This window comes from Mycobacterium sp. ITM-2016-00316 (assembly GCF_002968335.2).
GTDB lineage: Bacteria > Actinomycetota > Actinomycetes > Mycobacteriales > Mycobacteriaceae > Mycobacterium.
On record NZ_CP134398.1, the window covers coordinates 3,227,629 to 3,249,460 of the forward strand.

Sequence of the window (21,832 nt, forward strand, 5' to 3'; positions counted from 1 at the left end):
CCCGGGGTATGTCTCCCCCATGGCAGGCTCCCCCACCTCGATCAGCCGCCTGCTCAAGCAGGCGGGCACCACCTACGCCGACGAGGCCGGCATCACGCTGCGCAACACACCCAAACCGCTGTTCCAGCTGCTGACGCTGACGATGCTGGCCAGCAAGCCCATCGCCGCCTCGGTCGCGGTCGCCGCAGCAAGGGAACTGTTCCGTACCAAGCTCCGCACACCGGCGGACGTGCTGCGCACCGACCGGCCGACCATGATCAACGCCTTCGGCCGCGCAGGTTACGCCCGCTACGACGAGAGTTCTGCGACCCGGCTCACCGAACTCGCCACCGCCGTGCAGGACCGCTACTCCGGTGACCTCCGCAAACTGGCCGAGGAGGCCGGGCAGAACACCCGAGCCGCCGCTGCGGCCCTGCAGGAATTCGACGGCATCGGTCCCACCGGAGCCGATATTTACCTGCGCGAAGTGCAGAACGTGTGGCCGTGGGCCCAGCCCTATTTCGACGACCGCGCACTGAGGACGGCCCGCGACCTGGGACTGCCCGGCGATCCCGAACACTTGCTCGAACTGTCCGAGGGCAGGCCCGCCGAGCTGGCCGCCGCCTTGGTGCGCGTATCGCTCGACCAAGAGCTGCGCGAGCGGCTGTCCGCATAGCCCTGATCAAAGGAGAACACCATGCCCACATACGTCATCGTCGGTGCCGGACTGGCCGGAGCCAAGGCCGCGGAAGGACTGCGCGACAACGGCTTCGAAGGCAAGATCATCTTGTTCGGGGACGAAGATCAACTGCCCTACGAGCGGCCGCCATTGTCCAAGGACTACCTCGCCGGCGACAAGTCACTGGCGGATTTCACCGTGCACCCCACCGAGTGGTACGGCGAGCATGATGTGGACCTGCGCCTGGGCACCGGCGTGCAGGTCATCGACACGGGCGGCCACAGCGTCGGTTTCGACGACGGCCGCCATGAGCACTACGACAAGCTGCTGCTCGCGACCGGCTCCCGGGCGCGCCGCCTGGACCTGCTGGGCGCCGACGCCGCCGGCGTGCACGTACTGCGCACCGCCGACGATGCGTCCGCGCTGCTGTCGGTGCTGACCGAGCGCAGCAGGCTCGCCATCGTCGGCGGGGGCTGGATCGGGCTGGAGGTCGCCGCCGTGGCCCGAACCCGTGGCGCACAGGTCACCGTCGTGGAAAACGCAGAACTGCCCCTGCTGGGGGCCCTCGGACCCGAGGTCGCGCAGGTGTTCGCCGCGCTGCACACCGACCACGGTGTGGATCTGCGGCTGAACACGACGGTCGACGCGGTCACCACCACTGCCGACGGCGCCGCGAGTGGACTCCGACTCGGAGATGGGTCGACCGTGCCGGCAGACCTGGTTCTGATCGCCGTCGGCGCGGAACCCAATATCGCACTCGCCGAGAAAGCCGGCCTCACGCTGGCCGACGGCGGTGTGGCCGTCGACGAGTCGCTCAAGACCAGCGACGACGACGTGTACGCCGTCGGTGACATCGCTGCCGCGCAGCATCCGCTCTTCGGTGAGCGCATCCGCACCGAGCACTGGGCCAACGCGCTCAAACAACCTGCCGTCGCGGTGAGCGGGATGCTCGGAAACCCGGACAGCTATGACGAGCTGCCGTACTTCTTCACCGACCAGTACGACCTCGGCATGGAATACGTCGGCCACGCACCGAAGTACGACGCGGTGGTGTTCCGGGGTGACGTCGACAAACGCGAGTTCACCGTGTTCTGGCTGGACAAGAAGAAGCGGGTACTTGCCGGGATGAACGTGAACATCTGGGAAGGCCTCGATGACATCAAGGCGATCATCCGCGCCGGTGCGAAGATCGACACCGATCGACTGGCCGACCCGAAAGTCCCGCTGTCCGAACTGGTCTAGGAGTCGTTGACTAGGGTCGGTCCATGTCCCCGACCCCATCACCGATCAATGTCGTCGTCACCGGTGCCGCAGGCCAGATCGGTTATGCCGCACTCTTCCGCATCGCGGCCGGAGCGATGCTCGGCCACGACACCCCGGTCCGACTGCGGCTCCTGGAATTGCCGGGCGCCGTCCGTGCCGCCGAGGGCGTGGTGATGGAACTCGACGACGGGGCCTTCCCACTGCTGGCCGGCGCCGAGATCCACGACGACCCGGTGCGGGCATTCGACGGTGTCGACGTCGCCCTGCTGATCGGGTCGCGGCCGCGCACCAAGGGTATGGAGCGCGCCGACCTGCTCGGCGCCAACGCGCAGATCTTCGCGACCGCGGGCGAGGCGCTCAACGCCGGAGCGTCGCCCGGCGTCCGGGTGCTCGTCGTCGGAAACCCGGCCAACACCAACGCGCTGGTGGCCTCGGCGCACGCCCCGGACATTCCGCGCGAGCGATTCACCGCACTGACCCGTCTCGATCACAACCGCGCGGTGGCGGCGCTGGCGCGGCACACCGGCGCGCCGGTCACCGAGATCAGCCGGATGAGCATCTGGGGGAATCACTCGCCGACGCAGTACCCGGACATCTTCCACGCGATCGTAGGCGGCCGCTCCGGTGCCGATTTCGCCGCCGATACCCGTTGGCTCGCCGACGATTTCATCCCGACGGTGGCGCGCCGCGGAACGGCCATCATCGAGGCGCGGGGCGCGAGTTCGGCGGCGTCGGCGGCCAACGGCGCCATCGACCATATCGACGACTGGGTGCACGGCACGCCCGACGGCGACTGGACATCGGTGGCGCTGCCCTCCCCCGGTGTCTACGGCATCGAGGAGGGCCTGGTGTGTTCGTTCCCGTGCCGATCGCGCGAGGGCCGCTGGGAGATCGTGGAAAACCTTGACATCAACGCGTTCTCCCGCGCCCGGATCGACGCGTCGGTCGCCGAGCTGCGCGCGGAACGCGACGCCGTCGCGGCACTGGGCCTGCTGTAGTCAGCCCAGTGTGGCGGTGCCGTCGGCCCGCACGGTGACCTTGGCACCCGCGATGTCCTCGGCGACGCTGGCCGCTGCCTCGGAGCGATCGTTGAGAACCGCCAGCGTCCGGGTGTCCGCCGGTGTCCGGACAGCCAGGTACGCCTTCTCCGGCACGCCTTCGCGGTCGAACGGTGTGGTCCAGGTTTCGACGGTGCCGACGCCTTCCCATTCGACCTCGGCGCCCCGGATGGGCTCGGCATCGACGTCGGATTGCACATCCTCCCAACGGAATCCGTCGCTGGGTGGCTGGGTGCCGTAGACCCCGAAACTGTGCTTGGTGAGGTAGCCACCGTTGGCGGTGATCAGGCCGACCGCTCCGGGTGTGGCGGTCAACCGCTCGGCCATGGTGGCGATGGAATGTGTCACATAGTTGTTCCATGGCCCACCGGCGAATGTCAGTCCGCCGGTCACGGTCAGCGGCCGCTGTGGATCGTCGAGACCAAGGCCGAGTTCGTTGGCCGCGACCTGCACCGCGGACGGGAAGCACGAGTAGACGTCCACGAGGGCGATGTCATCGACGCTCAGTCCGGCGAGTTCCAGTGCCCGCTTCCCGCCGATGCGGATGGCCGGCGATCCGTGGAACTCGGCTCGGTGGCTGATCTCATAGGTGTCGTGCGCGTCGGTGCCCGCGTACGGGAACACCCATCGTTGCTGCGGGATCTGCAGATAGGTCGCCTTCTCCGCGGACATCAGGATCAGGGCGGCGCCTTGATCGACCATGTTGTTGGAGTTCATCAGCTTGGTGTAGGGGGCGCTGATCATCCGGTTCTTCGGCCCGGGTTGGGCGATCTCCTCGGCGCTGAGCGCCTCCCGGCTCCAGGCGTGCGGATTGCCGGCGGCCACCGCGCTGAATCGTGACCACAGTTCACCGATGCGCTGCTGGTGTTCCTGCGGGCTGACACCCGCCGCGATCCGGAGCGCCTGCTCGAACATGGGGTATACGAACGCCGGTCGGTCCAGATGGATGCGCAGTTCACCGGGTCCGGCCAGCTGGAATTCGTCATCGGAACCGGGCGCCGGCGCCACCGATTCGTCCTGCTTGGTGCCGACCAGTTTCTCACCGCGGGCCCGTAGCCGGGTCCGCGAGCGCCAGGTCTCGCCGCCGCTGATGAGCACCACATCGTTGCGGCCCTGCTGGATGTCCAGGCAGGCCTGGTTCACCAGTGACTGCGGCACGTTGCCGCCGATCGGCGTGTACCGGGTGGCCGCGTTCTGGGCACCGATACGTTGCGCGAGGAGCAGGCCGGGATCGCGGTAGCGCCAGGACAGCAGGTTGACCACGCGCACCGAGTCGACGGCGGCGAGCACCCGGGGGTCGGCGGCGGCGCGGGCGGCGGCCTCCATCAGGTCGACAGGTTCGGTCGTCGAACTCTCGTCGCGCTGGTTGACCTGGCCGTACCCGACGAGCACCGGGGTTCTGGGGTCGATCGTCACTGTGTGGTCCTCTCCACGAGCGTGCGGAAACTTGGTGTCGCGCGCGGCGTGTCTGGCAACGGACACGCACGCTGGCGCCGAATCAGGCCGGTCCGACCCGGTAGATCGATTTCAGCGTCTGATAGGCGGCCAGCCCCTCGGGTCCGAGTTCGCGGCCCAGTCCGCTGGCCTTGACGCCGCCGAACGGGGCGTTGACGTCCAACTGGTATTCGTTGACGCCGATGGTGCCGGTACGCACCCCGCGGGCGATATCGGTGGCCCGGTCCACATCGGGAGACCACACCGTGCCGCCCAGGCCGAACTCGCTGTCGTTGGCGATGTCGATGGCCTCCTGATCGGAGCCGTAGGGAATCACCGTCAGGACCGGGCCGAAGATCTCTTCCTGGGCGATGCGCGACGAGTTGTCGACATCGGCGAACACCGTCGGCGAGACGAACCAGCCGCGCGGCTGATCGGCCGGGATCGCGCCGCCGGCAACGAGTGTGGCCTCGGACCTACCGACTTCGATGTATTCGAGCACGCGTTCCTGCTGGCGGCGGCTGACCAGGGGCCCGATATCGGTGGACTTCTGCAGCGGGTCGCCCACCACCAGCCCGTCGGCCAGTGCCGCGACCGCGTCGACCACCTCGGCGTAGCGCGACCGCGGCGCCAGGATCCGGGAGCTCAGGTGACAGGTCTGCCCGTTGTTGACGAACGAAGCCGACTTCAGCCCCTTGACGGTGGCGTCCAGATCCGCGTCATCGAGGATGATCGCGGCCGATTTACCACCGAGTTCCAGCGTGACCGGCCGCAGCAGCCGACCGCAGGTCTCGGCGATGATGCGTCCGGCGACCGTCGACCCGGTGAAGGCCACCTTGTCGACCCCGGGGTGCGACACCAGGTGGGCGCCCGATTGCGCGCCGCCCGCGATGATGTTCAGCACACCGGCCGGCAATCCGGCCTCGTCCGCTGCCTCGGCGAAAACCAAGGCATCCAAGGCAGTTTCGGGCGCCGCCTTGAGCACCATGGTGCATCCTGCGGCCAGTGCCGGCGCGATCTTCATGATGGCCAGCGCCTGCGGGTAGTTCCACGGGGTGATCGCGGCGACGACGCCGACGGGCTCGCGGCGCACGATGGTGTGCCCGATCGCGGCGGGACGCACCTCCTCCTGCCCGGTCGTGTCCAGCAGGTCGGCGTAGTAGCGCAGCAGCACCGCCGGGAACATGCCGTTGGCGCCCTTGGACAGCCGGATCGGCATCCCGTTCTCGCGCGAGCACAGTTCCAGGGTGGCTGCGGCCCTTTTCTGCAGCGCATCGGCCATCAACCGCAGCACGCCGGCCCGCTCACCGGCCGGGGTGGTCGCCCATCCCGGCAGTGCCGTGCGAGCCGCCGTCACGGCGTCGTTGATCTCGGATTCTGTTGCCGCCGCGCCCAGCCCGAGCCGCTCCTCGGTGGCCGCCTCGATCACGGCGACGTGCTCGGATGCGGTGCGGAACTGTCCAGCGATGAAAACTGACGCGGAACTCATGGTGTGCTCCTCTGGTCGGTGGTGCTCTCGGAAGGCACGCGAGGTTCGAACGGTCCTTCGCTTTCGAACAGAACCTTGTCGGCGATGAGCCGGTCGATCTCGTCGTTGTCCAAGCCGAGTGCCCGGTGGGCGATATCGCGGGTGTGCTCCCCGGCCACCGGTGCCGGGCGCAGTTCGCCGCGCGGAATCGTGCGGAACGGCGCGGGTCCGGTCTCGCTGGGCATCGGCTCGTCGAAAAGCGGATGCTCCAGATCGGTGTAGAGCGACCGGAACTGCAGCTGTACATCGTCGAGCACATCACCCGGCCGGTTCATCGGCCCGGCCGGGAGGCCGGCGCCCTGCAGTTCCTCGGTGAGGACGTGCTTGTCCCGGCTGACGGTGTACGCACCGAGAATGGCGCTCAGCGCGGCGGCGTCGGCGGGCAGGTCGATACCGATGAGGGCCGCCAGGGTTGCGCGGTCGTGCTCGTCGCGCACCGAGATGACGCACCATTCGTCCTCCCCGGCGCACGGGCACACCGCGTGTACGGCGGGGTCCTCGGTGAGCGGCAGCCCGGCCTGCGCAGCGGCCTCGGCGACGTATGCCACGGCCAGTTGGTTGACCGCCACCTCGGCCTGCGAGATATGCACGTGCGCACCGCTTCCGGTGCGTTCCCGGTGGATCAGTGCGGCCAGGGTGGCGATCGCGGTGATCCTGGCCGCCACGTGATCGGGGAAGATCGTGGTCGCATCGAAGAACTGATCGGCCCGCGAACCCGCACCCCGCCACAGCCGCGTGACACCGGTGGTGGCGCGCACCAACGGGCCGTAGCCCATCCGGTCGCTCCACGGCCCGGTGTCGCCGAACGCGCTGCTCTCGGCCAGCACCACCGTGGGGTTCAGCGCGCGCAGGGCTTCGAAGGAGAACCCCAGTGCCGCAAGAGTTCCCGGTTTGAAGTTGGCGAATACGGCGTCGGTGCGCCCGACCAGCCTGCCAAAGATCTCGGCACCTTCCGGTCGGCGCAGGTCCACCCCGAAGCTCAGTTCGTTGCGGTGGGTCAACGCCCACGACGAACTCATCGCCTGCCCCGGCGCGGTCTGACGCAACCCGTCGGGGTAGGCCGCACTCTCCACCTTGACCACCCGGGCTCCCAGGTCGGCGAACAACCGGCCGAGTTCACCGCCGGCGACGATCACCCCCAGATCCAGAATCCGCAGTCCGTCGAACGGACGTTTCCCGCTCTTGCGCGGCCGGCCGAGAGTGTTGGTCGGGCCCAACCACTCGGGCACCGCGTCCTCGGCCACCGATGCGTTCAGACCGCGGTGGGTGCCGTCGACGACGAACGGGCCGACCGGCACCGCCACGGTGCCGCCGGCCACCGGCAGCGGCGCCAGGGCACCGACGGCACGGAAATGCTCGGAGGCCAGCGCCTCGGCCGGCGTCTGCACCGCGGCGATCGGCACGCCCCGCGACTGCCCCTGCGCCACCAGATCGGCCATGGTCTCGGGCGCGAACAAAGCCGCTATCGCCGCATTCAGCGGTACGGACGCGGCGAATCGCGCCGCGATCGAATCGAATTCGGGCCCACTGAACTCCTCGGGTTCACCGAGCCAGGCCCGCATACCGCGCCATTGCCGCGCCGAGAGCAGACAGATCCGGACGTACCCGTCGCGACACGGGAACGTCGGATAGATCTGCTGGTTGCGGGGCCGGCCGCGCCAGCCGCCGGAGCGCTTCAGACCGGACGCCGCCTGCCCCTGCGAGCCGAACGGCGGGTCGAGTGCCTGCACCACGGCCTCGAAGCGGGAGAAGTCGATGTAGTCGCCGCCACCGTGGCGCAGCCGGTGGTAGTAGGCGGCCAGTACCGCCCACGCCGCCTGCGCCGCCGCCGTCGCCGACGCGATGCCGATCGGCGGCAGCACCGGTGTCCCGGTGGCCGGGCCGGAACGCGACAGCGCGGTCGACATCGCGTAGAACACCGCGTCGGTGCCCACCCAGGACCGGTAGGGCCCGTCGGCCCCGAAATCGGTGACCGACAGCGCCACCAGATCGGGATGGCGGTCGGCGAGCTCGGCGCAGGAAGCGCCGAAGGCACCGGTCAGGTGGCTGCCGGCGGCGACAAGGATGTCCGCGCCTGCGACCAGTTCGTCGAATCGGCGCCGGTCCGACTCCTCGGCGGGATCCAGCGTCGTGCAGCGCTTGTTGGCGTTGTTGAGGGCGAACGGCACGCTGGTGTCACCCACCAACGGTGCGGCACTCCGGTCGCGGTCGTCGCCGGGCAGTGCGATCTTGAGCACGTCGGCACCCAGATCGGCCAGTAGCCGGGTGACTGCCGCGGCATCGGCGCCTGCGAGGTCGAGCACCCGCACGCCGCCCAGCAGTGGCCCCTGCGCCGTCACCGCGTCATCCTCAGCACGCTCGACACCATAGCGTGTCAGTTCGCTAACTTAGGTAGACAACCACGGCACGTACACTTACAACCAATGTCTGACGCCGGCGCGGTGGCTTCACCGATCGAAATGCCTGCCCATCCGCTGGTTGGGCAGCTGTCGGCGCTGCACCATTTCCGGGTCTACGTCGATGTGGGTGTCGTCGTGGTGGTGCTCGCCCTCACCAATCTCGTGGCGCATTTCACCACGCCGTGGGCCAATGTCGTGATCGTGCCCGCCGCCGCGGTCGGTCTGGTCATCCTGGTGCGCTCGCGCGGTCTCGACTGGTCCGAGCTCGGCCTGGGCCGCGAGCAGTGGCGCTCGGGTGCCGGCTACGCCGCCGCTGTCGTGGGGATCGTGCTGCTGGTTATCGCGATCGGCGCCCTGCTGCCGTGGACGCGTCCGATGTTCATGAACAACCACTACGCGACGCTGTCCGGCGCGCTGCTGGCGTCGATGGTGATCATCCCGCTGCAGACCGTCATCCCCGAGGAATTGGCCTTTCGCGGTGTGCTGCACGGTGCGCTGGACCGCGCCTGGGGCGTCCGCGGAGTGGCCGCCGCCGGATCGCTGTTGTTCGGCCTCTGGCACATCGCCAGCTCATTCGGACTCACCAGCGGCAATGTCGGGTTTTCCCGCATCCTCGGTGGCGGCGTGTTCGGCATGGTGGCCGGCGTCGTCGGTGCGGTGATCGCGACCGCAGCGGCCGGTTTCGTGTTCACCTGGCTGCGCCGGCGCAGTGGCAGTCTGATCGCGCCGATCGCACTGCACTGGTCACTGAACGGGATGGGCGCACTGGCCGCCGCGCTCGTGTGGCACGCGTCCACCTGAGCGCGGCACCCGCGCCTGATCAGGACTTTTTGCGGATGAGACCGACGATCCACAACAGCAGCACTGCACCAAGTAGCGAGGTGAAAAAGGTGAACCAGCGGCGGCCCTCAATGACATCGACGCCGAGTCTTTCCAGCAGGAATCCACCCAAGAAACCGCCGATAATGCCGACAACGATGTTCAGCACGATGCCTTGACCACCGCCGCGCACGATCTTGCCAGCCAACCAACCCGCGATCCCGCCGATGACGATGTAGCTCAGCCAGCTCACAGCCGTCGGCGGCGCAAAAGCCAAATACTCTTGGGCGGCAAAGATACTCATTCTGGCTATTTCTTGGTCGCCGCGGTGTAGCCCAAGGTAAGAACCGCGGCAGCAGCGATGCTGATTGCCCACCTGATCCAGTCGATACCGCCGGTATTGGCGTTCCCCTCGCTAGCGATTAGGCCCCAGGCCCAATAACCAATGAGGGCACCGGCGACGCCGAGGACGATGGTGATCACCCACCCGATCGACTGCTTGCCAGGAATGACCAGACGCGCCAGCACGCCGATCACTGCGCCAAAGATGATGGTTCCGATGATGGTGCCCATGAGACATCCTCCCCGGGCCCGACATGGCCGCCAGGCCCATATCTATGGATTACCGACTCAAGGTAACGATCATGCCCGCGAAACGGGCACGATCTCCCATCGCCGCAGTGAACACGCAACGCAATGTCGCCCCGAGGAGGCCGCTGCGGATGTATATCCGCGCCGCGGCCCTCAGAGCGACATTGCGATGGTCAGCGCAATTACGCCGGCAGCATCCCGGGGGCGCTGTTCGGATCGACGGGCACCGGGACACCGACGCCGGGACGCGGCGGCGGCGCGTTGGGATCGGGCGGGGGCGCGTTCGGATCCGGCGGCGGCGGAGGCGCGTTCGGGTCCGGCGGTGGCGGCGGTGGCGGCGGGCTCCACGGCCGGATCGACTGGGCCAGCGTCACCGCGGCACCCTTGTCCACCGGGTTGTTGGCCGTACCGAGCCACACCACGAACCAGCGCTCGGGTGCGCGCTGACCGCGGGCAGCCGCGGTGGGGGCACCGACCACACCGGCCCAGATCTGTCCGGTCGGCTTGCTGGTGTCGGTGAATTTCACCTCGTAGTAGGAGGCGGTGCCGGTGAGATCACCAGCCGTCAGCGGCACGGTCTCTTGGCCGAGCCGGGTCCCCGGGAACGGCATGAAGAACTCGCCCATGTCGGAGGCCAGTCGGGCTGCCGCCTTGGCGTTGTCGGCCTCGGAACCGGCGAACAGCTTCATGTCGAGGCGGCCCAGCAGCACGCTGGTGTCGTTCGGCGGCTGCTCGGTACCGGGCGGCGGGATCTTGGTCAGCAGCGCCTGCCCGTAGGACAACTGGGTGGCGTCGGCCACCTTCCAGCCCTCGGGCAGGAGATAGCTGAAACCACCGGGAGCGTTGTTGACGCGGCCCGGCTCCGGCTCCGGCGGCGGGGGCGGAGCGTTGGGGTCGACGGGCGGTGCGTTCGGATCGGGCGGCGGGGGCGGCACGCCCGGCGGCAGAGGTGCAGCGGGCGGCGGCGGAGCGTTGGGATCGGCCGGCGGGGGCGGCGGCGTCGGTTCAGCGGGGGCGGGGGCCGGCGCGGGTGGCACCGGTTCCGCGTGCGACACCGCGACCGGAAGGGTCAGGGCCGCCGCGGACGCAACCGCTACAGCGACCGTAAGCCTCTTGCCGAGCCGCTTGCGGTGTGAGGAATTCACGTCCGACTGATCCATGGTGAAGAAACTACCGTGTTACGGCCGTGACGCAAGTGTGAGTTGCTCATTGACTGCCAAGCTGAGATGTTGCTGCGAACCTTTAAAGCCTACGCAGACGCCGGTGCGCAGCGTTGCTGAATTTACGAGCCCGCGACGGAGTCCACCGATGGCGCTCGGGTGTGCCGTCCGCGCCCCGGTGGGGTTCTCACTCCGTACGTCGCCGCCGCCCCGCGTTCCGTTACGCGACGTTGCCGGCCACCCGCACGCCCGGCGCGTCTGATTTCCCCCACCTAGCTACTGTCCAGTAACATGACCGTCACTCGCTGGCTTCAGCGCTGAACCAAGGAGATCCCATGGAGTTGCTCGTCACCGGTGGCGATACCGAACTGGGCCGTGTCATCGCAAGCGGGTTCCGCGACGAGGGCCACAACGTGGTGATCGCCGGTGCGCAGCGCGCCGAGCTCGAAGTGGCGGCCAAGGAACTCGATGTCGACTATGTGGTCTTCGACAACAACGATCCAGCCAGCCTCGAAGCCGCCCGCGGCGCCTTCCCGCAGCACCTCGACGGCATCATCAATGTGCCCGCCCCGCGCTGGGACGCCGGCGACCCCCGCACCCACACGCTGACCGACCGTGCGTCGGCCTGGCGCCACGCGCTGGACACCACGGTCTTGTCCGCGGTCCTGACGGTGTCGATTTTGGGCGACCAGCTGAGTTCGGGCGGCTCGATCGTCAACGTGGTGGCGTCGAATCCCGCCGACGGCAGCGCCGATGCCGCCATCAAGGCGGCGCTGTCGAACTGGACCTCCGGCCAAGCCGCCCACTTCGGCGTCCGCGGCATCACGATCAACCTCGTCGCCGCCGGCCGTGGCGTCGACCCCGGCTACGACGGCCTCGGCGGCTCCCCCACCACGACCGCCGACGAAATCACCCGTCTGGCACTGTTTCTCACCACCCCGGCGGCCAGGCACATCACCGGCGAGACGCTGCACGTCAGCCAGGGCGCGCTCGCCAACTTCGGCTGAGATATTCCCATGTTCGCCCCGAGCTAAAACGGGGTGACCGCTCCGCTTAGTTGTGGTTACGTGAGTCCCATGGCGATTCGACTCGGACTCCAGATTCCCAACTTCTCCTACGGCACCAGCGTCTCCGAACTGTTCCCCACCGTCGTCGCGCAGGCGCAGGAAGCCGAGAATGCCGGCTTCGACTCGGTTTTCGTGATGGACCACTTCTATCAACTGCCCGGCCTCGGCGCGCCCGAGGAGCCGATGCTGGAGGCCTACACGGCACTCGGCGCACTGGCCACCGCCACCGAGCGGGTCCAACTGGGAACCTTGGTCACCGGTAACACCTACCGCAACCCCACGGTGCTGGCCAAGGCCATCACCACGCTGGACGTGATCAGCCAGGGCCGTGCCATCCTCGGCATCGGCACCGGCTGGTTCGAGCTGGAGCACGACAGCCTGGGCTTCGAGTTCGGCACCTTCACCGACCGCTTCAAGAAGCTCGACGAGGCCCTGCAGATCATCGTGCCGATGCTCAAGGGCGAGCGCGTGACGGTTGACGGCGCGTACTACAAGACTCAGGAAGCCTTTGCCAATCCCCGCTTCCGCGAGCACATTCCGCTGATGATCGGCGGCAGCGGCGAGAAGAAGACCATCCCACTGGCCGCGCGGCACTTCGACCACCTCAACATCATCGCCGGTTTCGACGAGCTGCCCCGCAAGCTGGCCGTCGTCAAGGAGAACTGCGAGAAGATCGACCGCGACCCCGCCACGCTGGAGACCAGCATGCTGGTGGTGGCCTTGATCGGCGAGCAGTTCACCGCGGACATGATCCCCGACGACTTCAAACAGCAGGCGGTCTTCGGCACCCCCGAGCAGGTCGCCGAGCAGGTCAAGGAGAAGGTCTACGACGCCGGTGTCGACGGGGTGATCCTCAGCCCGGTGACGATGGGCGGTTATGTACCAGGTGGCGTCACTGCGGTGGCCGAGGCATTGAAGCCGGTGATCGGCGGGTGAAATCTTGGTCGGTGCGCCATCTCACCGCGCTGGTGGGATGGCCACCGACTACCCTAGGGTTGTATTGACAAAGTACTTCGCTAGGAGCAGAGATGAGCCACCCGGGAGCTACGGCATCGGATCGGCACAAGGTCGTCATCGTCGGTTCGGGTTTCGGTGGATTGAACACCGCACAGGCACTCAAGCGTGCCGATGTCGATATCAAGTTGATCGCCCGTACCACCCACCACCTGTTCCAGCCGCTGCTGTATCAAGTGGCCACCGGAATCATCTCCGAGGGCGAGATCGCGCCGCCGACCCGGTTGATCCTGCGCAAGCAGGAGAACGCCCAGGTGTTGCTCGGTGACGTCACCCACGTCGACCTGGAGAACCAGACGATCGACTCTGTTCTGCTGGGTCATACCTACCGCACGCCCTACGACACGCTGGTCCTTGCCGCCGGTGCCGGTCAGTCGTACTTCGGCAACGATCATTTCGCCGAGTTCGCCCCCGGCATGAAGACGATCGATGACGCACTGGAGTTGCGCGGCCGCATCCTGGGCGCCTTCGAGCAGGCCGAGCGGTCGAGCGACCCGGAGCGCCGCAAGAAGCTGCTGACGTTCGTCGTCATCGGTGCCGGGCCGACCGGTGTGGAGATGGCCGGCCAGATCCAGGAACTGGCGGACCAGACGCTCAAGGGCAGCTTCCGGCATATCGATCCCACCGAGGCGCACGTCATCCTGCTCGACGCCGCCCCCGCAGTCCTGCCCCCGATGGGCGAGAAGCTCGGCCTCAAGGCCAAGGAGCGACTTGAGAAGATGGGCGTCGAGATCCAACTCAACGCCATGGTCACCGACGTCGATCGCAACGGCATCACCGTCAAGGACAAGGACGGCACCATCCGCCGGATCGAGTCGGCGTCCAAGGTGTGGTCGGCCGGTGTGCAGGCCAGCCCGCTGGGCAGGGATCTGGCCGCCCAGTCCGAGACCGAGATCGATCGCGCAGGCCGCGTCAAGGTCAACCCCGACCTGTCGATCCCCGGACACCCCAACGTGTTCGTGGTCGGCGATATGGCGTTCGTCGACGGTGTACCGGGTATGGCGCAGGGCGCCATCCAGGGCGCCAAGTACGTCGCCGCGATCATCAAGAACGAGGCCGCTGCGCGTGCCCACGGCACCAAGCCCAAGCCCCGGGTGCCGTTCAAGTACTTCGACAAGGGCTCGATGGCCACCGTGTCGAAGTGGAACGCCGTGGCCAAGGTCGGCAAGCTCGAGTTCGGCGGCTTCATCGCCTGGCTCGCGTGGCTGGGGCTGCACCTGATCTACCTGGTCGGCTTCAAGACCAAGATCGCCACCCTGCTCTCCTGGGCGGTGACGTTCCTGAGCCGCCAGCGTGGTCAGCTGACCATCACCGAGCAGCAGGCCTACGCCCGCACCAGGATCGAGGAACTCAAGGAGATCGCCGCCTCGGTACAGGAACGCGAGAAGGCGGCCAGCTAGCCGCCCAATCGCTGTCCCTGCCACGTCGACAGACTGCCGCCACCGGCCAGCTCCAGGACGGTGCCGGGGCTGTCGAATCCGGTTTCCGGATAACGCAGTTCGCTGACACACGCCAGCGGTGTGCCCAGCTCGTCGTCGGCCACCGATCCCGCGCCCAGCTCCACCCGGTGCCGTAGCAGCGGCGTGCCGTCTGCATCGGCATGCAGCGCCGAGGTCCAGAACCCTTGGTCCTCACCGGTTCTGCCGATCTGCACGCTCTCGCGCACCCGTGCCGTCGCGGTCCCGCCCACCCGCAACCGGGTGCTGGTGTGGTGGCGCGCGCCGCCCGCCACGACAGTGGGCTGGGGATCGAGGTCGAGCTCACCTGCCACCTCCAGATCCCAGAAGCTGTGCGACACCACGCTTCCCGCACCCGGGAGCGCGACGCTGGCCGCGACACTGCGCACCCGCAGCCGCGCGCCGGCCTCCACGACGATCCGCACCGAGATGACATCCCCGCCCAGCGGTGTCGCCGCGGCCGACAGCAGGTGTACGGCGTCGGGCTCGGTGCGACGCGCGGCGAGCCCGCCCGCGCATTCGATGTGCGGGCCGCGGCCGGGCCGGGCCACCAACAAGACGTCGGAACGCATCTCAGCCCGCGACCGGTACCCGTAGCTGCTCGTGCACCCACTGCAGCACCGGGCCGGCGGTCGGGTCGTCGGTGAGGGAGATGAGCACAAAGGGACGGTCTCCCCGCACCTGGGCGGAATCCCGGCGCATCACGTCCAGATCGGCACCGACCATGGGCGCCAGGTCGGTCTTGTTGATCACCAACAGATCCGAGAAGGTCACCCCGGGCCCGCCCTTGCGCGGCACCTTGTCACCGCCGGCCACGTCGACGACGAAGATCTGCACGTCGATGAGGCCGGAGGAGAACGTGGCGGTCAGGTTGTCGCCGCCGGACTCGACGAGGATCAGGTCCAGACCGGGATTGGCGGCGATCAGGTCGTCGATGGCATCCAGATTGGCGGTGATGTCATCGCGGATGGCGGTGTGCGGGCAGCCTCCGGTCTGCACCGCGGCGATGCGCTCGTCGGGCAGCACGGCATGCCTGCGCAGGAAGTCGGCGTCCTCGGTGGTGTAGATGTCGTTGGTCAGCACGGCCAGCGAGATCTCATCGCGCAGCTGACGGCACAGCGCGGCCACCAGGGCCGTCTTTCCGGACCCCACCGGGCCGCCCACGCCGATGCGTAGCGGCTCCCCCGGCTGACGCACCCGCTTGGGCCGGTCGGCATGGGTGTGCGGTTCGCCGTCGATGAAATGTGGTGGCATGTCTGGACCTCATCAGCTCTCGGAATTCAGGACACAAAAAGGGGACGCTCGCGCACTGCGTGGGCCTCGGCCAACACATCGAGCAACGGATCGGACAGGTCGGCGAGTTCCGTGACGGCCAGCGCGGCGGTCTGCTCACACAGCGCGGACAACTCGAAAGTCAGTGCCGCGACATCGGCGGGATCGAGCGCCAGCAGCCGTTGCGCCGCCGTGGCCGACCCGGTCATCGTGGTGTACACGATCGACAGCGCCGTGTGTTCGGGCGCCATCCCGCCGGCGATACCGACCGCGCCCGCCGCCACCGCGAGGTGAGGTTTGATGCCGACGGGCTGCCAATCGTGTTCGGGCCACACCCGTTTCGCCAGCCGCACCAGCCCACGCCCCTGCGCCCGCGATGCCGCCCGCGATGCCGGAGACGGTGTGCGGGCATCGGTTTCGGTGTCGGCGGCGTCGACCGCCAGACTGCCGGTGTGTACCGCGGCCGCCAGGGACGCACTCACCAGGCCCTGACTGCGGATCCGGCGGCAGAGGTAGGCCCGCAGCGTGCTGACGCCGGTGACCCGCCCCGCCGTGATCGCCTCTTCGATGCCGCCGGAGTGCACGTGACCGCCGGTGGGTAGCCGGGAATCGGCCAGCGTGAGAAGTGTCGCCAGGGACGAGGGCGAGCGAAGCGACGGGGAGATCGGCTCAGGCGAGCGAAGCGACGGGGGAATCGGCTCGGGCGAGCGAAGCGACGGGGAATTGGCAAGCATCAGAACAAGAAGTAACGCTGCGCCATCGGCAGTTCGGTGGCGGGCTGCTCCTGCCATACCTCGCCGTCGATGCGGACGGTGAAAGTATCGGAGTCGACCTCGATCCGCGGCAAGGCGTCGTTGAGCGGCATCTGGGCCTTGCCCACCTGCCGTACGTTGCCCACCGCCAGCAACCTTCGCTTGACGTCGAGCCGGTCGGCCAGACCGTCCTCGAGCGCTTGCGGTGCCACGAAATGCACCGACGTTGCCGCTGCGGCCGCGGGCGCGGCGCCGAACATCGGCCGGGGCAGCACCGGTTGCGGGGTCGGAATGGAGGCATTGGCATCACCCATCGCCGCCCAGGCGATCATGCCGCCCTTGATGACGGCGTGCGGGCGGACACCGAAGAAGGCCGGCTCCCACAACACCAGATCGGCCAGTTTGCCGACCTCCACCGAACCGATCTCGTGATCCATGCCGTGCGCCACCGCCGGGCAGATGGTGTATTTCGCGACATAGCGACGGGCCCGGTTGTTGTCTGCCCGCACGTCGCCTTCCAGGAATCCCCTGCGGCGCTTCATGACATGCGCGGTCTGCCAGGTGCGCAGCACCACTTCGCCGATACGCCCCATGGCCTGGGCATCGCTGCCGATCATCGAGATCGCGCCGATATCGTGCAGCAGATCCTCTGCGGCGATGGTCGAGGGGCGGATCCGGCTTTCCGCGAACGCGAGATCTTCGGGGATCCGCGGGTTGAGGTGGTGGCACACCATCAACATGTCCAGATGTTCGTCGAGCGTGTTGACGGTGTGCGGGCGGGTCGGGTTCGTCGAACTCGGCAGCACGTTGGGTTCACCGGCGACCGTGATGATGTCTGGTGCGTGCCCGCCGCCCGCGCCCTCGGTGTGGTACGCGTGGATGGATCGGCCCTTCACCGCAGCCAGGGTGTCCTCCACGAACCCCATCTCGTTGAGCGTGTCGGTGTGGATATTGGCCTGCACGCCGGCGGCCTCGGACACGGTCAGGCAGGCGTCGATCGCGGCGGGCGTGGTGCCCCAGTCCTCGTGCAGCTTGAATCCGGCTGCACCACCGCGTAATTGCTCCCACATCGCCTCATGGCTGACGGTGTTGCCCTTGCCCAACAGCGCGATGTTGAGCGGCCAGGTATCCAACGCTTCCAGCATGCGTGCCAGGTGCCAGGAGCCGGGCGTCACGGTGGTGGCCTTGCTGCCCTCCGCCGGCCCGGTCCCGCCGGCGACGATGGTGGTGATGCCGCCGCCGAGGGCCTCCTCCATGATCTGCGGACAGATCAGGTGGACGTGGCAGTCGATCGCACCCGCGGTGACGATGCGGCCGTTGCCGGAGATGATTTCGGTGGACGGGCCGACCACCAGGTCGGGGTGCACCCCGGACATGATGTCGGGGTTGCCCGCCTTGCCGATCGCCACGATGCGGCCATCGCGGATCCCGATATCGGCCTTGATGATTCCCCAGTAGTCGAGGATCACCGCACCGGTGATGACGGTGTCCGGCGCACCGTCGGCCCGGGTTGCCCGGCTCTGGCCCATCGATTCGCGCAGCACCTTGCCGCCACCGAACACCGCCTCGTCACCGGCCAATTCCGGTCCGCCGCTGCGGTCCTCGGTGATCTCGATGAACAGGTCGGTATCGGCCAGCCTGATCCGGTCGCCGGCGGTGGGACCGTACAGGGCGGCGTAACGGTCGCGGGAGAGGTAGGTCACTGTGGCGCATCCAATCTGCCCGGTGGATTCAGCGAAAGCCCGTACACCTCACGCGTCCCGGTCAACGGAACCAGCGAAACATGCTGGGCGATGCCGGGTTCGAAGCGCACCGCGGTGCCGGCGGGGATGTCGAGACGGTGCCCGTGCGCGGCGTCGCGATCGAATTCCAGAGCCGAGTTCGCCTGCGGCAGGTGCACATGACTGCCCACCTGCACCGGCCGGTCACCGGTGTTGACCACGTCGAGCGAGGTGCGCGGCGCGCCCGGACTGAGGCCGATATCGCCGTCACCGAAGACGATCTCACCTGGGTACATGCCACACCCCTGTCACGGAATCGGATGGTGGACGGTGACGAGCTTGGTGCCGTCCGGGAAGGTCGCCTCGACCTGGACGTCATGGAGCATCTCCGGCACACCGTCCATGACCTGCTCACGGGTCAGCACATCGCGGCCACTGACCATCAGTTCGGACACCGTGCGTCCGTCGCGCGCGCCTTCCAGGATGTGGTCGGTGATGAGCGCGACGGCTTCGGGATGGTTCAGCCGCAGCCCTCGGTCCTGCCGTCGCCGGGCGAGGTCGGCCGCGTAGGAGATGAGTAACCGCTCTTGTTCATGCGGCGTTAAACGCATAGTGCGCGATACTGCCACGCCTTGGGCGAATCAGCAGCGCTCACGTCATTCCGCGATGTTCTGCAGCCGGACCTGGCCGCGCGCCACCGTGCGGTCATCCTCATCGGTGATGGTGATCAGCCACAGCTGCTGCCGCCGGCCCCGGTGGATCGGCGTCGAAACCGCCGTCACCGTGCCGGATTTGATGGCACGCAGGAAATCGGTGTTGTTGTTCACACCCACGACGGTCCCGCCGCCGTGCTCGGCAAGCCAGACGTGTCCGGAGACACTGGCCAGGCTTTCCACGATGGCGCAGTAGACGCCGCCGTGGACGATCCCCCAGGGCTGCTTCACCTTGTCGGTGATCTCCAGACGGGCGCGTCCGCCGTCGGGGGTCACCTCCAGGTATTGCAGTCCCAATTCGCTGTCGAAGCCGGCGCCGAGGCCGGGAGGCAGAGATGCGGTCACGAGATCTGTGTCTACACGGTCTGATCACGGAATGCGGAAGGGCCCCACGCGTAACGCGTGGGGCCCTTCCTTCGAGTGGACCGGGGGTCTCTGCAGCCCTCAGGACTCCGGCTCGGTCCGTTAGCCTCGCACCTAAATAATAGGCAAGGCTGCCCTAATTTAGCAAGACCTTCCCTGCGGCAGTTCTACTGGCGCCGCGCACCGGCAGGCCGAACCCGACCAAGGCGTCGAGGATTGCCTGGCCGCGGCACATGCTCGTCAGCTCACTGGACCCGGCCAGCAGGGGTACCTGGGTCGATGCGCCGACGACGGCCGCTCCCACGATGTTCCACATCGAGGCGATCGAGATGGCGCCGCCACTGACCTCATAGAGCTTGGCGAACAGCGGGGCCAGGGCCCGGTGACTGCGATGGGCCACCCAGGTCGTCAGGGCCGCCTCACTGGGCAGCGCGACGATGCCGTCGCGCGTGGTGCGCACCGTGCCGACCGTGGCGCGTTGCGTCAGATGCGGATCGTCCGGCAGCGCGCGCAGCGTCGGGTCAACCACCCCGACCCAGTCGATGGCACCCTCGGAATCGACGTGCACCCACAGGTTCTCCAGCCCGGTGTCCCACGCTCGACCCTCCAGCGCGATCAACGGCACCACCCGCCCTATCACGACATGGGACAGCGTCGCCGCCAGCTGCTGCGCGACCGCGGCACGGCTGTCGGTCTCGGCGACCGCGGCGTCGAACATGGTGCGCAGGCGGTCGGTGGTCATCACCTCGACCAGCGGCCACCAACGCCGCCGGGACAGATCACCCATCACCGCCACGCCGTAGACCCGCGGGCATTCGGGATAGAGCTCCCGCAACCGCCGGCTGGACTCATGTAGCGGCAGTGCCCGCCTAATCGACATGCGTGCGATCAGCGGATCGTCGACCACGACCGTCATCAGCACCTCCTTCTTCGGTTAGGTTAGCCTTACTATAGTCATCGGCGTCAAGCGGACCAGTACCTGTGACTGGACTCACAGGTACCTCGGAAATGGGCCGTGACCGGCGCAGGAGAGAACGGCTCCAGGTAACCGACCTGGCGCGTAGAAGGGATACGACGCGCGGTAGTAAGCGCGTAGTACCCTGATTCCATTGCTCAGGAGAGTGAACAGAACATGGCCAAGTTGACGCGGCTCGGGGAACTCGAGCGCGAAGTGATGGACCACCTCTGGACCTCGCGCGAACCACAAACGGTGCGACAGGTCCACGAGGCTCTTGCTGCGCGCCGCGACCTCGCCTACACCACGATCATGACGGTCCTGCAGCGGCTGGCGAAGAAGAATCTCGTCGTCCAGCATCGCGATGACCGCGCCCACCGCTATGCCCCCACCCACGGCCGCGACGAGCTCGTCGCCGGACTGATGGTCGACGCACTCGACCAGGTCTCGGACTCCGGCAGCCGGGAGGCCGCTCTGGTGCATTTCGTCGAACGAGTGGGCGCGGACGAGGCCGACGCGCTGCGCCGCGCACTCGCCGAACTGGAATCCAAGCACCGGGTTGTCCCACCGGCTGGTAATTCGGGTACCGGCTGAGGGACACTGACGACGTGTCCGCGCTGGCCTTCTCCATCGTCGCGCTGGTGCTCGTCGGTCCAGTTCCCGCGCTCCTCGCGCGCGCATCCTGGCCCCTACGCGCGCCGCGCGCCGCCATCGTGCTCTGGCAGGCCATCGCACTCGCCGCGGTGCTCGCGGCGTTCTCCGCCGGTATAGCGATCGCCAGCCGGCTGTTCGTCCCCGGTCCAGACGGCCGCCCCACCGCCACGCTGACCAGCGAAATCGCCGTGCTGGGCTGGCCGCTGTGGGCGCTGTACGTGGTGGTCTTCGCGCTCACCCTGATGATCGGCGCGCGGCTGATCATCGCCGTCGTGCTGGTGGCCATCGCCACCCGGCGCCGGCGCGCCCATCACCGCATGGTCGTCGACCTCGTCGGCATGTCACGCGACGAAGTGCCCACCCCCGCCCGTCGGCCCAGCGGACTGCGCGTCCTTGGCGTCGCCCAACCGATGGCCTACTGCCTGCCCGGCGTGCGCAGCCGCGTGGTGGTCAGCGAAGGCGCGCTGACCACGCTCTCGGAATCCGAGATCTCGGCAATCCTCAGCCACGAACGAGCCCACCTGCGAGCCCGCCACGATCTGGTGCTGGAGATGTTCACCGCCGTCCACGCCGCGTTTCCGCGGTTCGTCCGCAGCGGTAACGCCCTGGACGCCGTCCGGCTGCTCATCGAACTGCTCGCCGACGACGCCGCCGTCCGGGTCGCCGGCCCCACTCCCCTGGCCCGTGCGCTGGTCGCGTGCGCGGGCGGGCGCACCCCGTCCGGCGCGCTGGCCGCCGGCGGACCGACCACGGTGGTGCGCGTACAGCGGCTCTGCGGCGAGGGCAATAGTCTTGCCCTGGCAGTCGCGGCCTACACCGCAGCGGCTGCGATCCTGATCATTCCCACGGTGGCGCTGGCACTTCCCTGGCTCACCGAGCTGCACCGCTTGTTCAGTCACTAGGGCATAAACCCCGAACCGGCGGCGATTCACCATCGAAGACGTAGACGACACG

Annotated in this window: 23 protein-coding genes; 9 read left to right on the forward strand and 14 right to left on the reverse strand. The window is 68.0% G+C overall.

The window, feature by feature from the left end:
• Positions 1-19: 19 nt before the first annotated feature.
• Genes C6A86_RS15600 through C6A86_RS15610 form a run of 3 tightly spaced genes read left to right on the forward strand, consistent with a single transcriptional unit; the run spans position 20 to position 2,919 of the window.
• Complete coding sequence (locus C6A86_RS15600; protein WP_105362020.1) at positions 20-655, forward strand: endonuclease; 636 nt, start codon at positions 20-22, stop codon at positions 653-655.
• 21 nt (positions 656-676) lie between these two features.
• Positions 677-1,900: an NAD(P)/FAD-dependent oxidoreductase gene (locus tag C6A86_RS15605; RefSeq protein WP_105362019.1), complete on the forward strand. Its 1,224-nt coding sequence runs from the start codon at positions 677-679 to the stop codon at positions 1,898-1,900.
• A 23-nt stretch (positions 1,901-1,923) separates the two neighbouring features.
• On the forward strand, positions 1,924-2,919 hold the full coding sequence (locus tag C6A86_RS15610) for a malate dehydrogenase (RefSeq protein WP_105362018.1): 996 nt from the start codon (positions 1,924-1,926) through the stop codon (positions 2,917-2,919).
• On the opposite strand, the gene C6A86_RS15615 is transcribed toward C6A86_RS15610, so the two are convergent.
• From C6A86_RS15615 to C6A86_RS15625, 3 genes are all read right to left on the reverse strand, one after another.
• Positions 2,920-4,395, reverse strand: coding sequence for an acetyl-CoA acetyltransferase (locus C6A86_RS15615; RefSeq protein WP_105362017.1), 1,476 nt, complete (start codon positions 4,393-4,395; stop codon positions 2,920-2,922).
• Between the two features lie 82 nt (positions 4,396-4,477).
• Positions 4,478-5,902 carry an aldehyde dehydrogenase gene (locus C6A86_RS15620; protein ID WP_105362016.1) on the reverse strand — a complete coding sequence of 475 codons (1,425 nt, stop codon included), beginning with the start codon at positions 5,900-5,902 and terminating at the stop codon, positions 4,478-4,480.
• Positions 5,899-8,280: a CoA transferase gene (locus C6A86_RS15625; RefSeq protein ID WP_105362015.1), complete on the reverse strand. Its 2,382-nt coding sequence runs from the start codon at positions 8,278-8,280 to the stop codon at positions 5,899-5,901. Before C6A86_RS15625 ends, C6A86_RS15620 begins: the two co-directional genes overlap by 4 nt.
• A gap of 84 nt (positions 8,281-8,364) precedes the next feature.
• Here C6A86_RS15625 and C6A86_RS15630 point away from each other — a divergent pair, with 84 nt between their 5' ends.
• Positions 8,365-9,141 (forward strand): CPBP family intramembrane glutamic endopeptidase, encoded by a 777-nt coding sequence (locus C6A86_RS15630; RefSeq protein ID WP_105362014.1) that lies wholly within the window; start codon positions 8,365-8,367, stop codon positions 9,139-9,141.
• A 19-nt stretch (positions 9,142-9,160) separates the two neighbouring features.
• Here the strand turns inward: C6A86_RS15630 and C6A86_RS15635 are convergent, their stop codons facing one another.
• From C6A86_RS15635 to C6A86_RS15645, 3 genes are all read right to left on the reverse strand, one after another.
• Positions 9,161-9,463 carry a GlsB/YeaQ/YmgE family stress response membrane protein gene (locus tag C6A86_RS15635; protein WP_105362013.1) on the reverse strand — a complete coding sequence of 101 codons (303 nt, stop codon included), beginning with the start codon at positions 9,461-9,463 and terminating at the stop codon, positions 9,161-9,163.
• A 5-nt stretch (positions 9,464-9,468) separates the two neighbouring features.
• Positions 9,469-9,732, reverse strand: a complete 264-nt coding sequence (locus C6A86_RS15640; protein ID WP_105362012.1) for a GlsB/YeaQ/YmgE family stress response membrane protein — start codon at positions 9,730-9,732, stop codon at positions 9,469-9,471.
• 200 nt (positions 9,733-9,932) lie between these two features.
• The gene (locus tag C6A86_RS15645) at positions 9,933-10,910 is read right to left on the reverse strand and encodes an alanine and proline-rich secreted protein Apa (RefSeq protein WP_311100750.1); all 978 of its coding nucleotides are present in this window, start codon (positions 10,908-10,910) and stop codon (positions 9,933-9,935) included.
• 335 nt (positions 10,911-11,245) lie between these two features.
• Here C6A86_RS15645 and C6A86_RS15650 point away from each other — a divergent pair, with 335 nt between their 5' ends.
• From C6A86_RS15650 to C6A86_RS15660, 3 genes are all read left to right on the forward strand, one after another.
• On the forward strand, positions 11,246-11,917 hold the full coding sequence (locus tag C6A86_RS15650; protein ID WP_105366462.1) for an SDR family oxidoreductase: 672 nt from the start codon (positions 11,246-11,248) through the stop codon (positions 11,915-11,917).
• 69 nt (positions 11,918-11,986) lie between these two features.
• A complete protein-coding gene (locus C6A86_RS15655; protein ID WP_105366463.1) occupies positions 11,987-12,913 on the forward strand; it encodes an LLM class F420-dependent oxidoreductase in 927 nt (308 codons plus the stop codon).
• Between the two features lie 92 nt (positions 12,914-13,005).
• Positions 13,006-14,391 carry an NAD(P)/FAD-dependent oxidoreductase gene (locus C6A86_RS15660; protein ID WP_311100751.1) on the forward strand — a complete coding sequence of 462 codons (1,386 nt, stop codon included), beginning with the start codon at positions 13,006-13,008 and terminating at the stop codon, positions 14,389-14,391.
• Here C6A86_RS15660 and C6A86_RS15665 read toward each other — a convergent pair.
• The 8 genes from C6A86_RS15665 to C6A86_RS15700 form a co-directional block, all read right to left on the reverse strand.
• A complete protein-coding gene (locus C6A86_RS15665; RefSeq protein ID WP_105366465.1) occupies positions 14,388-15,020 on the reverse strand; it encodes an urease accessory protein UreD in 633 nt (210 codons plus the stop codon). The two genes, C6A86_RS15660 and C6A86_RS15665, sit on opposite strands and share 4 nt — an antisense overlap.
• Before the next feature lies 1 nt (position 15,021).
• Positions 15,022-15,702, reverse strand: coding sequence for an urease accessory protein UreG (gene ureG / locus C6A86_RS15670; RefSeq protein WP_105366466.1), 681 nt, complete (start codon positions 15,700-15,702; stop codon positions 15,022-15,024).
• 26 nt (positions 15,703-15,728) lie between these two features.
• Entirely contained in the window at positions 15,729-16,454 is a 726-nt protein-coding gene (locus C6A86_RS15675) for an urease accessory protein UreF (protein ID WP_105366467.1), read from the reverse strand.
• Entirely contained in the window at positions 16,454-18,175 is a 1,722-nt protein-coding gene (locus tag C6A86_RS15680; RefSeq protein WP_105366468.1) for an urease subunit alpha, read from the reverse strand. Before C6A86_RS15680 ends, C6A86_RS15675 begins: the two co-directional genes overlap by 1 nt.
• Positions 18,172-18,489, reverse strand: coding sequence for an urease subunit beta (locus tag C6A86_RS15685; protein WP_105366469.1), 318 nt, complete (start codon positions 18,487-18,489; stop codon positions 18,172-18,174). The genes C6A86_RS15680 and C6A86_RS15685 overlap by 4 nt, the downstream gene beginning before the upstream one ends.
• A 12-nt stretch (positions 18,490-18,501) precedes the next feature.
• On the reverse strand, positions 18,502-18,804 hold the full coding sequence (locus tag C6A86_RS15690) for an urease subunit gamma (RefSeq protein WP_105366470.1): 303 nt from the start codon (positions 18,802-18,804) through the stop codon (positions 18,502-18,504).
• Positions 18,805-18,849: 45 nt separating this feature from the next.
• Positions 18,850-19,251: a PaaI family thioesterase gene (locus C6A86_RS15695; RefSeq protein WP_199196453.1), complete on the reverse strand. Its 402-nt coding sequence runs from the start codon at positions 19,249-19,251 to the stop codon at positions 18,850-18,852.
• Between the two features lie 154 nt (positions 19,252-19,405).
• Positions 19,406-20,185, reverse strand: coding sequence for an iron reductase (locus C6A86_RS15700; RefSeq protein ID WP_105366532.1), 780 nt, complete (start codon positions 20,183-20,185; stop codon positions 19,406-19,408).
• A 216-nt stretch (positions 20,186-20,401) separates the two neighbouring features.
• On the opposite strand from C6A86_RS15700, the gene C6A86_RS15705 reads away from it, so the two are divergent.
• Positions 20,402-20,818 carry a BlaI/MecI/CopY family transcriptional regulator gene (locus C6A86_RS15705; RefSeq protein ID WP_105366471.1) on the forward strand — a complete coding sequence of 139 codons (417 nt, stop codon included), beginning with the start codon at positions 20,402-20,404 and terminating at the stop codon, positions 20,816-20,818.
• A 14-nt stretch (positions 20,819-20,832) separates the two neighbouring features.
• Entirely contained in the window at positions 20,833-21,780 is a 948-nt protein-coding gene (locus C6A86_RS15710; protein ID WP_105366472.1) for a M56 family metallopeptidase, read from the forward strand.
• Positions 21,781-21,832 lie beyond the last annotated feature (52 nt).

Excerpts from the sequence above, each read along its gene's own strand:
- C6A86_RS15600 (WP_105362020.1), top strand. The coding sequence starts at position 20 with ATGGCAGGCTCCCCCACCTCGATCAGCCGCCTGCTCAAGCAGGCGGGC.
- C6A86_RS15605 (WP_105362019.1), top strand. The coding sequence starts at position 677 with ATGCCCACATACGTCATCGTCGGTGCCGGACTGGCCGGAGCCAAGGCC.
- C6A86_RS15610 (WP_105362018.1), top strand. The coding sequence starts at position 1,924 with ATGTCCCCGACCCCATCACCGATCAATGTCGTCGTCACCGGTGCCGCA.
- C6A86_RS15620 (WP_105362016.1), bottom strand. The coding sequence starts at position 5,902 with ATGAGTTCCGCGTCAGTTTTCATCGCTGGACAGTTCCGCACCGCATCC.
- C6A86_RS15630 (WP_105362014.1), top strand. The coding sequence starts at position 8,365 with ATGTCTGACGCCGGCGCGGTGGCTTCACCGATCGAAATGCCTGCCCAT.
- C6A86_RS15635 (WP_105362013.1), bottom strand. The coding sequence starts at position 9,463 with ATGAGTATCTTTGCCGCCCAAGAGTATTTGGCTTTTGCGCCGCCGACG.
- C6A86_RS15640 (WP_105362012.1), bottom strand. The coding sequence starts at position 9,732 with ATGGGCACCATCATCGGAACCATCATCTTTGGCGCAGTGATCGGCGTG.
- C6A86_RS15645 (WP_311100750.1), bottom strand. The coding sequence starts at position 10,910 with ATGGATCAGTCGGACGTGAATTCCTCACACCGCAAGCGGCTCGGCAAG.
- C6A86_RS15650 (WP_105366462.1), top strand. The coding sequence starts at position 11,246 with ATGGAGTTGCTCGTCACCGGTGGCGATACCGAACTGGGCCGTGTCATC.
- C6A86_RS15655 (WP_105366463.1), top strand. The coding sequence starts at position 11,987 with ATGGCGATTCGACTCGGACTCCAGATTCCCAACTTCTCCTACGGCACC.
- C6A86_RS15660 (WP_311100751.1), top strand. The coding sequence starts at position 13,006 with ATGAGCCACCCGGGAGCTACGGCATCGGATCGGCACAAGGTCGTCATC.
- C6A86_RS15665 (WP_105366465.1), bottom strand. The coding sequence starts at position 15,020 with ATGCGTTCCGACGTCTTGTTGGTGGCCCGGCCCGGCCGCGGCCCGCAC.
- ureG (WP_105366466.1), bottom strand. The coding sequence starts at position 15,702 with ATGCCACCACATTTCATCGACGGCGAACCGCACACCCATGCCGACCGG.
- C6A86_RS15675 (WP_105366467.1), bottom strand. The coding sequence starts at position 16,454 with ATGCTTGCCAATTCCCCGTCGCTTCGCTCGCCCGAGCCGATTCCCCCG.
- C6A86_RS15685 (WP_105366469.1), bottom strand. The coding sequence starts at position 18,489 with ATGTACCCAGGTGAGATCGTCTTCGGTGACGGCGATATCGGCCTCAGT.
- C6A86_RS15690 (WP_105366470.1), bottom strand. The coding sequence starts at position 18,804 with ATGCGTTTAACGCCGCATGAACAAGAGCGGTTACTCATCTCCTACGCG.
- C6A86_RS15700 (WP_105366532.1), bottom strand. The coding sequence starts at position 20,185 with ATGACGGTCGTGGTCGACGATCCGCTGATCGCACGCATGTCGATTAGG.
- C6A86_RS15705 (WP_105366471.1), top strand. The coding sequence starts at position 20,402 with ATGGCCAAGTTGACGCGGCTCGGGGAACTCGAGCGCGAAGTGATGGAC.